Annotated in this window: 9 protein-coding genes and 1 pseudogene; 5 read left to right on the plus strand and 5 right to left on the minus strand. The window is 73.3% G+C overall.

The genetic code is table 11. The features are described from left to right. Window positions 1-246: 246 nt before the first annotated feature. Window positions 247-930 carry a phosphoribosylformylglycinamidine synthase subunit PurQ gene (purQ, locus tag AWW66_RS29760; protein WP_067373392.1) on the minus strand — a complete coding sequence of 228 codons (684 nt, stop codon included), beginning with the start codon at window positions 928-930 and terminating at the stop codon, window positions 247-249. After that, window positions 927-1,190 (minus strand): phosphoribosylformylglycinamidine synthase subunit PurS, encoded by a 264-nt coding sequence (purS, locus tag AWW66_RS29765; RefSeq protein ID WP_067373395.1) that lies wholly within the window; start codon window positions 1,188-1,190, stop codon window positions 927-929. The genes purQ and purS overlap by 4 nt, the downstream gene beginning before the upstream one ends. Window positions 1,191-1,560: 370 nt before the next feature. On the opposite strand from purS, the gene AWW66_RS29770 reads away from it, so the two are divergent. Beyond that, window positions 1,561-2,244, plus strand: coding sequence for a S1 family peptidase (locus AWW66_RS29770; protein WP_067373398.1), 684 nt, complete (start codon window positions 1,561-1,563; stop codon window positions 2,242-2,244). A 41-nt stretch (window positions 2,245-2,285) separates the two neighbouring features. After that, a pseudogene (locus tag AWW66_RS33160) lies at window positions 2,286-2,837 on the plus strand (YbjQ family protein); the annotation flags it as partial. A 226-nt stretch (window positions 2,838-3,063) separates the two neighbouring features. On the opposite strand, the gene purB reads toward AWW66_RS33160, so the two are convergent. The 3 genes from purB to AWW66_RS29790 form a co-directional block, all read right to left on the minus strand. After that, window positions 3,064-4,488, minus strand: coding sequence for an adenylosuccinate lyase (gene purB / locus AWW66_RS29780; RefSeq protein ID WP_067373406.1), 1,425 nt, complete (start codon window positions 4,486-4,488; stop codon window positions 3,064-3,066). 62 nt (window positions 4,489-4,550) lie between these two features. Beyond that, window positions 4,551-4,820, minus strand: coding sequence for a hypothetical protein (locus AWW66_RS29785; protein ID WP_067373419.1), 270 nt, complete (start codon window positions 4,818-4,820; stop codon window positions 4,551-4,553). Window positions 4,821-4,894: 74 nt separating this feature from the next. Then, complete coding sequence (locus AWW66_RS29790) at window positions 4,895-5,818, minus strand: TNT domain-containing protein (protein ID WP_083979161.1); 924 nt, start codon at window positions 5,816-5,818, stop codon at window positions 4,895-4,897. A gap of 336 nt (window positions 5,819-6,154) precedes the next feature. Between AWW66_RS29790 and AWW66_RS29795 the strand changes: the two genes are divergently transcribed. From AWW66_RS29795 to AWW66_RS29805, 3 genes are read left to right on the plus strand one after another with little or no spacing between them, the layout of a single operon-like run. After that, a complete protein-coding gene (locus AWW66_RS29795) occupies window positions 6,155-7,912 on the plus strand; it encodes a hypothetical protein (RefSeq protein WP_067373411.1) in 1,758 nt (585 codons plus the stop codon). Then, window positions 7,912-8,910 carry a hypothetical protein gene (locus AWW66_RS29800; protein WP_067373413.1) on the plus strand — a complete coding sequence of 333 codons (999 nt, stop codon included), beginning with the start codon at window positions 7,912-7,914 and terminating at the stop codon, window positions 8,908-8,910. Before AWW66_RS29795 ends, AWW66_RS29800 begins: the two co-directional genes overlap by 1 nt. Next, window positions 8,907-9,962, plus strand: a complete 1,056-nt coding sequence (locus AWW66_RS29805; RefSeq protein WP_067373416.1) for a right-handed parallel beta-helix repeat-containing protein — start codon at window positions 8,907-8,909, stop codon at window positions 9,960-9,962. The genes AWW66_RS29800 and AWW66_RS29805 overlap by 4 nt, the downstream gene beginning before the upstream one ends. The last annotated feature ends 22 nt before the right edge of the window (window positions 9,963-9,984 follow it).

Here is a 9,984-nt window from a genome sequence, read left to right on the forward strand (position 1 = left end):
GCGGGCGCGGGTACCGGGGCGGTGCCCACGGTGGGCGGGCCCTGCGGCGGCGCGACGTCGGCGGGGCGCACCGGGCCACCGCCCTGGGACGCCACGGGGCCCGTCGGCGGCTCCGTGGGGGCCGCCGGGAATCCGCCCGGGGTCTGGCGTACCGCCGGGTCCGGATGGGTGGTCATGACTTCTCCTCGCTGCGCCCGCGGTCGCCCAGCGGGCGGTAGAGCCGACCGTTGATCCCGACGTGACCGGTCACGCCGGCGCCCCCACCAGGTGCTTGAGGACCGAGGTGAAGAAGCCGAGGCCGTCCAGGGAGGGGCCGGTGAGGGCCTCCACCGCGTGCTCGGGATGCGGCATGATGCCGACGACGTTGCCGGCCTGGTTGGTGATCGCGGCGATGTCCCGCTGCGAGCCGTTCGGGTTGCCGCCGACGTACCGGGCGACGACCCGCCCCTCCGCTTCGAGCTGGTCCAGCGTCGCGGGGTCGGCGACGTAGCAGCCCTCGCCGTTCTTGACCGGGATCAGGATCTCCTGGTCGGGCTGGAAGGCGTTCGTCCAGGCGGTGTCGGTCGTGGCGACCTGGAGCCGCTGGTCGCGGTTACGGAAGTGCAGGTGCTGGTTACGGGTGAGCGCGCCGGGCAGCAGGTGCGCCTCGCAGAGGATCTGGAACCCGTTGCAGATGCCCAGGACCGGCAGGCCGCCCCGGGCGGCGTCCACGATCGTCCCCATCACCGGGGCGAACCGGGCGATCGCCCCGCAGCGCAGGTAGTCGCCGTAGGAGAAGCCGCCGGGCAGGACGACGCCGTCCACCCCGTGCAGGTCCGGGTCGCCGTGCCAGAGCCGGACCGGCTCGGCCCCGGCGATCCGGACGGCGCGCGCCGCGTCCCCGTCGTCGAGCGACCCGGGGAACGTCACCACACCGATCCGGGCGGTCACGGGCGCGCGTCCACGGGCTCGTCGGCCTCGACGGCGTGGATGGTGAAGTCCTCGATGACCGGGTTGGCGAGCAGCTTGTCGGCGATCTCGCGGGCCCGCTCCAGGTCCGGCTCACCGGCGAACTCGATCTCGATTCGCCTGCCGATCCGGACCGAGGCGACGTCGGTGACGCCGAGCCGGGGCAGCGCGTTTGCGACGGCCTGGCCCTGCGGATCGAGGATCTCGGGCTTGAGCATGACGTCGACGACGACGCGAGGCACTGGGCACTCCTGACTGTGTACGCAGTTGGGTGCCGGCCCACTACGGGCGAGCTCAGCCAGCCTACCTGGCAGATACGTCCTCGGACGCACCGGCCGGCAGCAGTCCGGGCAGTGATCCACATAACCGGAGCCGGTCACCCGGGCGAACCGCCGAAACACCTACGACACGTACCCGGAGCAGGAGTTTTACCGGTCACCAGGGTCGCCGAATTGTTACATCAACTAACCTCGATTGAGTCCTTGCCATCACAGCCGCCGAGACCTAGGGTACATCGATATATAACGATCAAGACGGCAGGTGTACCCGCCCGCCGGCCCGCACGGCCACCCGGTGACCCCGGGTGCCCTCCCCTGGCAAGGAGTCCCCCAGATGCGCATCCGTACCCTGCTCGCAGTCGTCGGCACGGCGCTGGTCGGCGTCCTCGGCGCCGCCTCCGGTGCCGTCGCCGCGCCGGCCGGTCCGAACCCGATCATCGGTGGCGGCACCGTCTCGTCCGCCCCGTGGGCCGCCGCCGTGCTCAGCAACGGCTCGTTCACCTGCTCCGGGAGCGTCATCGCCCCGCAGTGGGTGCTCACCGCCCGGCACTGCGTCAGCGGCACCATGTCCGTCCGGATCGGCAGCGTCAACCGCACCTCGGGCGGCGTCACCCGCACGGTGAGCGCCACCTACGGCCAGTACGACCTGGCCCTGCTGCGCCTGTCGAGCGCGGTCACGAACACCCCGGTGACGCTCTCCAGCTCCTACCCGCCGGTCAACTCCACCAACACGATCTTCGGCTGGGGCATGACCTGCTACAGCGGCTGCTCGGCCTCCACCGTCCTGAAGACCGCCAGCGTCCGGGTGACCAGCACCAACGTCACCGACGCGTACGGCGGGCGGGCGATCCGGAGCACCGCGGTCAACGGCAACGCCTGGCGCGGCGACTCGGGCGGCCCGCAGTTCTACAACGGCGCGCAGGTGGGGGTCGCCTCCACCGCCGACGGCGTCAGCATCCAGAACTACGGCAGCGTCGCGTTCAACCGGGCCTGGATCACCTCCGTGGCCGGTGTCTGACGGTTAGCGCCGCAACGCACGGTTGACCCGTGGCGGCGCGGATGGCCGGCCCTACGCCGACCGTCCGCGCCGCGCGGTTTTGCAGCATCCGGCCAGCCGCACACGGCTCCCGAACACGCCTGTGCCCGCTCTGTCAGCATCGAACCGTGCTGGTCGTGACGACGGATCAACTCCCCGGCTACGAGATCCGCCAGATCCTCGGCGAGGTGGTCTCCTCGATGGCCCGGACCCGCAACCCGTACCGCGAGGGGGTGAAGAACCTCCGGGGCGGCGCGTACGACCCGATGGCGCCGGACAACCTCACCCGCTGGCGTACCGACTCGGTGGCCCGGCTCGCCGAGGAGGCCCGCCGGCTCGGCGCAAACGCCGTGGTGGGGATGCGCTTCGACAGCCGCGACTGCGGCGAACTCTGGATGGAGATCTGCGCGTACGGCACGGCGGTGATCGTCGCCGACCGGACCCCCGACGTGATGCCCCCCGACCAGCCGCTGATCGCGGCCGACACCGCCCAGGAGGGCAGCATCGCCGAGGGGCCCGGGGCCATCGCGGAGCCGGCGAGCGCGCCGAACCTCACCTCCGCCCCCGACCCCCCCCCCGGGGGTAAGGAAGGGCCCCCTGTTAACGCCTCCGGTAGAGAAGGGAACCCTTCTCACCCCCCGCTGCCGGCGAGCGGCGGCGGGAAGGCCAGCGGCAACAGGCAGCGCGGCGGCAACAGGCAGCGCGGCGGCAACAGGCAGCGCGGCGGCAGCGGGCAGCGCAGCGGTAATGGACAGCGGGCGGCAGCGGGCAGCGCGGCCGTAATGGACAGCGGGCAGCGGCTCAGAGGATGGGCGGCGGGGTGTAGGTGGCGGCCTGCGGGTGGGCGGCGACGATCGGGGCGATGCGGTCGGCGACCGCCTGGACCTGGGCCGGCGCGGCGCCGACGAAGGCCCGGCGGTCGGCGACCAGGCTGTCAATCTCGGCCCGGGACAGGCCCAGCCGGCTGTCCGCGCCGAGCCGGTCGAAGAGGTCGTTCTCGGCGGCGCCCTTCTCCCGCATGTCCAGCGCCACCGCCACCGCGTGCTCCTTGATCGCCTCGTGCGCGACCTCCCGGCCGACGCCCCGGCGGACCGCCGCGACCAGGATCTTCGTGGTCGCCAGGAAGGGCAGGAAGCGCTCCAGCTCCCGGTTGATCACCGCCGGGTACGCGCCGAACTCGTCCAGCACGGTGAGGAAGGTCTGGAACAGCCCGTCGGCGGCGAAGAACGCGTCCGGCAGGGCCACCCGGCGGACCACCGAGCAGGAGACGTCCCCCTCGTTCCACTGGTCCCCGGCCAGCTCGCCGACCATCGACAGGTACCCCCGGATGATCACCGCGAAGCCGTTGACCCGCTCCGAGGACCGGGTGTTCATCTTGTGCGGCATCGCGCTGGAGCCGACCTGCCCCGGCTTGAACCCCTCGGTCGCCAGCTCCTGGCCGACCATCAGCCGGATCGTGGTCGCCAGCGACGACGGGGCGGCGGCCACCTGGGCGAGCGCGGCGAGCACCGCCAGGTCGATCGAGCGCGGGTACACCTGGCCGACGCTGTCCAGCACCCGGCTGAACCCGAGGTGCTCGGCGACCCGCCGCTCCAGCTCGGCGACCTTGTCGGCGTCCCCGTCGAAGAGGTCGAGCTGGTCGGCGGCGGTGCCGACCGGACCCTTGACACCGCGCAGCGGGTACCACTCGATCAGGTCGACCAGCCGCTCGTACGCGATCAGCAGCTCCTCGGCCGCGGAGGCGAAGCGCTTGCCCAGCGTGGTGGCCTGCGCGGCGACGTTGTGCGACCGGCCGGTGAGCACCAGGTCGGAGTGCTCCACGGCGAGTCGGGCGAGCCGGGCCAGCGTGGCCACCACCCGGTCCCGGATCAGCTCCAGCGAGGCGCGGACCTGGAGCTGCTCCACGTTCTCGGTGAGGTCCCGGGAGGTCATCCCCTTGTGCACGTGCTCGTGCCCGGCGAGCGCGCTGAACTCCTCGATCCGTGCCTTCACGTCGTGCCGGGTGACCCGTTCCCGCTCGGCGATCGAGGCGAGGTCGACGTCGTCGAGGACCCGCTCGTACGCCTCGACCACGCCCTCCGGCACGGCCACCCCGAGGTCGCGCTGGGCCCGCAGGACGGCGAGCCAGAGCCGCCGCTCCATCCGTACCTTCTCCTCCGGGGACCAGAGGGCGACCAGTTCGGGCGAGGCGTACCGGTTGGCGAGCACGTTCGGGATCGTCGTCACGCCGTCATTGTCCGGCACCGCCGACCCGGCCCCGACGGGTGCCCCGCCCGGCGAGCCGCACGTCACCCGCCGTGCCCGCCCCGGCCGGGCGGCGGGTCGCCGGTGAGGGCCCGGAACAGGAAGGCGCAGGCCTCCGCCTCGCTGCCGGTGCGCAGGCGTACGTCGTACTCGCCACGTTCGTACGCGCCGACCTCCCACCCGCCGGCCGGGCCACGGCGCAGGAACCAGTAGTCCGGCACGGCCGGTACGGGTGTGTGGACCCCCTCGATCTCGAAGGCGGCCGGGGGCAACCCGTGCGCCGCCAGGGCGTCCCGTACCTCGTACCGGTCCACGCCGGCCTCCTTCCGACCCGGTGACCGCAGCCCGTCACCCGCGCCCGTCACCCGGTCTCGGTCGTCACCCGATCTCAGCAGACCGGGGCGGTCGTCGCCGAGCGGTTCTGCTGCTGCGGGACGGCGCGCGGCACGCAGGGCAGATCCGCCGCCGCGGTGAGATCCTCCTCGACCAGGAACTTGTGCTTGAGCAGCCAGGTGATGGTCAACGTCCCGCCGGCCTCCGGCAGGTACGCCGGGTTGAGCTGGAACTGGGTGCCCATCCCGGGCTGGGCGAACCAGGGCGCGACCGGGCCGGTGTCGACGGCGAACGGCTTGAGCACGCAGTACACGTGGTAGTTGGCCAGCGGCGCGTTCTCCGGCGTGTTCAGGTTCAGCGGCGGCAGCGCCCGGGAGCTGTACGGGGTGCCGAGCGGGGACAGGAAGCCACCGCCGGGCGAGCCGAAGCGGTCGAGCCGGTACCCGGGCAGCAGGGTCTGCGTGGTCTTGACCGGCCGCCCGTCCGGGCCGAGGACGTACCCGCTCGACGGCGGGTACCGCAGCACCGTCCGGTCGTCGTTGAGGAAGTCCGCGGCCCAGGCGTCCTCGGTCAGGCCGCCGAAGCGCTGGTACCCGGTGAGCAGCGGGCCGACCGGTGACGCGGTGGGCAGCACGGCCGGGCCGAGCCGTACGTTGCCGTCGTAGTACTCCGTGGTGGCCGGGGCGTCGGGCGGCGTCCCGGCCCGGCACAGGCCGGCGCCCGGTACCGGCTCCGTCGTCGGTTGGGGCGCGGGGGCGTCCGGCGCGGTCCCGCCGGGGGCCGCCGGCACGGCCGGATCGGGCGCTGCCGGGACGGTCAGGCCGGGATCGGCCGGGGCCACACTCGGCGTCGCCAGCGCCGGAGCCTCGGGCCGGCCCGAGGCGTTCCCGTCCGGCTCGGCCACCGAGGGGGCGCTGGTGGAGACGAGGACCAGCGCCGCGCCGGACAGGACGGTCAACGCCCATCGACTAACTTTCATCACAAACCTTCCGAAGACGGACAAGATGCCCTCATCGTCGGAAGAGTCCTGAGAGAAACGTGAAGTTTTACACCTTTCGCTACCGGAAAGGGGGAGGTGTCCCGCACATCTGCGGGCCGGGTTCCGTTCCCGCGCCGGTCACTTTCCGGCTCCTGCCCGGTCACCCGGGGCCGCTAGCTTGACAACCTCTCTGACCCAACCTGCCCTCGTCACGCCCGGTTCCTCACCCGGCACGGAGAGACCCCGGGCAGGAACGACAAGGCCCGCGGGCAGGAACGACAAGGCCCCCCGGGCAGGAACGACAAGACCCCCGGCGAACGGAAAGGCGGCGCCAGCGTGTGGCTCAAGGCGCAACCCACGGAGCTGCAGTGGTTCCTCGATGCGGCGACGACCTACTGGGAGAAGCACCTGCCACCGCAGGACCACCCCGAGACGATCGTCGTCGAGGCGTTCCACCAGGACATCCGGGTCACCCTGCGCAACCTGGTCTTCGCCAACGCGATCCGCCGGATCCGGCCGGCGCACCTGGTGGTGCTCACCGGCGTCGAGGAGGACTGGCGACGCACGCTGTGGAGCGGCTTCGACGTCGCCCTGGTGGAGCGGATCAGCCGGGCCTTCGGCGCCAGTGACGTCATCGACGTGTACGACCTGCTGGAACAGCGCCGCAAGGACCCGAACGCCGGGCCCACCGTCGCCGGCCGGCGACTGGCGGTGGCCGCGCCGCTCGACGAGCAGACCCTGACCGCGTACGCCGACGCGACGTACTGCCGGCTGGCGAAGGTGCCCCGGCTCCCCGCCGACCACGCCACCCGCCCGGACTACCGGCGCCGGCGGGACCTCGGCGCCGGGCTCTCCGCGCTGTACGAGACCCTGTTCCGCACCGGTACGGTCGCCGCGCTGGTCACCAGCCACGTCGACTACGACCAGTGGGGGCTGTCGGTCGAGTCGGCCCGCCGGGCCCGGGTACCGGTCATCCACACCCAGCAGACCGGCTGCCTCAAGGCGTACGGTCTCTTCCCCGAGCACGACAGCGGCACCGGCACCTTCCGGGCCGAGTTGACCCGGCAGATCGGCCAGGTCTTCGAGGAGCGGCTCTGGCCCCGCCGCGACGACCTGCGCTCCGCCGCCGAGCTGATCGCCTGGCGGGCCAAGGTCAACCTGGGTCGCCCGAGCTGGTGGCGGGGCGGGGTCACCGCCGCCGTCGACCTGAGCAACCCGGCCGAGCGGGACCGGCTGCGTGGCCACGTCGCCGCCCGGTTCGGCTTCGACCCGGCCAAGCCGGTGATCGCGGTCTTCAACCACGCCGTCTCCGACGCGCTCGGCACCAACAAGGAACTCTTCCCGAGCCTCGCCGACTGGTTCGCCGACACCGCCGCGTACGCGGCCCGCCGCACCGACGCCCAGTGGCTCTTCCTGGACCACCCCAGCCAGGCGCTGTACGACTCGACCGGGTTCTTCGCCTCGGTCGCCCAGGAGCACAGGCGGCACCGGCACATCGCCTTCCACCCGAGCGCCAAGCTCAGCAAGAACGCCCTGTGGAGCCTCGTCGACCTCGGCGTCACCGTGCGCGGCAGCGTCAGCAACGAACTGCCCGCGTACGGCATCCCGGTGATCCAGGCCGGGCACTCCGAGTGGAGTTCCTGCGGGATCTCCACGGTCGTCGAGGACGCCGACGAGTACTGGCGGACCCTGGACGAGTCGATCGTGGCGGCGCACCGGGGCGAGTTGACGGTCACCGAGGAGCAGGTCCGCCGGGCCCGGCTCTGGCTCTGGCTGTACCGCAGCGGCAGCGACCTGGTCACCCCGCTGGTGCCGCAGTGGGACGTCTGGCCCGCCACCCACCTGCTCAAGTCGATGGGGGCCGCGTTCCGGCACATCGAGAGCGACGCCGACCCGCTCTACCCGGCGGTGGAGCGGATGTGGCACAACCGGGAGCCGATGCTGACCCGGACCGACCTGGCCGCGCCGCCGGCCGCCCCGTCGTTCGCCGCCGCACCCCCGGGCCGGGCGACGGCCGTCGGCCCGACCGCGACCATCGGGTCCCCGCCGTCGGCGGCGGGCACCGACCCGGCCCTGCCGACGGGGGCGCGCTGATGCCGGTCGGCACCTGGTTCACCACCGACTTCGACGTCCCGCACCCGGTCGGCGACCTGCCCGCCGTGGTCACCGGCGGGCAGGAGCCCACGGTCTGCGTGGTCGACCAGATGGTGCGCGGCCACCAGATCATCGGGCGCGCGGTGGGTGACCCGGCCACCGTCGGGCTCAAGGTACGGCCGGCCCACCGACCGCTGCGGGTGGCGGTGAGCCTGCAACTCGACGACGCCGGTACCCGGTGGTGGGGCAGCCGGGTCAAACCCGACCCGAACCAGCCGGAACGGCCCCGCCTGGTCGTGCTCAGCTCGCAGGGGCGGATCCGGGGAGCCGCCGTGCTGGCCCGCAAGCAGGGCTGGCTGCGGGCCGGGGGCAGCCGGGAGACGGTGGTGTTCCCGCTCGCCGCCGACGAACTCGGCGACGACGACCTGCTCCTGGTGGAGATGAGCGAACCCCGCGTCGACCTGCCGGAGTGGGCGGCCGGACGGTTCTCGGTGAGCAGCGCGATCGGGATGCGGATCGACCGGATCCAACTGGACCCGCTCCCCTCCACCGTGCCGGTGCCGTCCCCGGCGGCCAGCACCGGATGCCCGTTCCTCGTGCTGCCGGCGGACGGCCCGGACACCCTGCGGGTCGACGTCTCGACCGTCCCGCCGGCCCCGCCGGTGCCCCGCAACCCGACCCGGTCGTACACCAGCCGCAAGCCGGCCCGCGCGGTCTTCAAGGTGCTCCGCACCGCCCGCCGGGCGGCCGGCCGGGCGAGCGCCGAGGCCACCGGCGACCGGGTACGCACCGACGACCTCACGGTCCACGGTGTCGACCTGGCCAGCGGGGCCGCCGTCCCGGTGCAGGTCTCCGGGCGCGGCACGCAGAGCCTGGACCTGCGGCTGCCCGGCGACCGCACCGGCCCGGTGCTGCTCGGCGTGACGGAGCAGGGCGGACACCGCCGGGAACGTACCGCCCGGCAACTGAGCTGCCGGATCGTGGCCGGACCGGCATGACGGGCCCCGCGCACGTCCCGGTACCGCTCGGCACGGACGCCGAGCTGAACCGGGCCCACCTGCAGAAGACGCTGGACTCGGCACCCGGGGGCACGCTGCTCCTGCCCGCCGGGACGTACCCGCTCGCCCACGGCCTGACCGTCCCCGCCGGCTGGACCGTCGGTGGCACCCCACCCGGCCCGGATTCGGCCGGGCCGGTGACCTGGCTGACCGTCGAGACGCCGGGGGACCGGCCCGTCCTGCACGTGGTCGGCAGCGGGGTGTCCCTCCTGGACCTCGGACTACGCCCCGCGCCGAGCCGACCCGGCGAGCACGACGGCGACCGGGGCACCGGCCTCACCGTCGGGCGCTACCTCTACCCCGACGCCCCGGACTGGATCGGCGGCATCGAGATCCGCCGGGTCCACGTGGACCACGGCGCGAACCGGGCCGCCAACGCGGTGGCGATCATGGGCGCGGTCCGGGACACGACGGTCGAGGACGTCACCGTCACCGGCGGCCACACCGGTGTCGCGGTGCACTGGGGCGCGATCGGGGCCAGCGTCGACACCATCGTCGGCCCGTCGTACCACCCGCACCGGCTACGCCTGTCCGGCCTACGGGTCCGGGACGCGGTCGAGGGGTTCTACCTCAGCGCGGTGCACGACGTCGAGGTGGCCGGGGCCTGCCTGCGCGGGGTCGACATGGGCTTCCGGCTGCTCGCCGGCGACAACACCGACCGGTTCCACCGGGACCCGCAGGCGCGGATCTGCGAACGGATCGAGATCCGCGACGTGTGCGTCACCTGGACCGGCCCGCTGTACGGGGTACGGGTCGCCGGCTGGGGCCGCAGCGAGGTCGACGGCCTGGTCAGCCGGCTGGAGTACGTCGACACCGCGATCCGGGACACCGTCCTCCGGCGGCTGCACGACAAGCCCGGCACGACGACCGGTACCGCCCAGCGTGGCTGGTCCCCGCTGCTGATGGAGCACGCCGACACCGTCGTCCTCGACAACGTCCGCCTCACCTCCACCCCACCCACCCCACCCTGCTGCCCCCACTCCACCCCCTGACCCACCCCACGCCCCCCTTCCT

The sequence above is a fragment of the Micromonospora rosaria genome, from assembly GCF_001567585.1.
Classification (GTDB): Bacteria; Actinomycetota; Actinomycetes; order Mycobacteriales; family Micromonosporaceae; genus Micromonospora; species Micromonospora rosaria.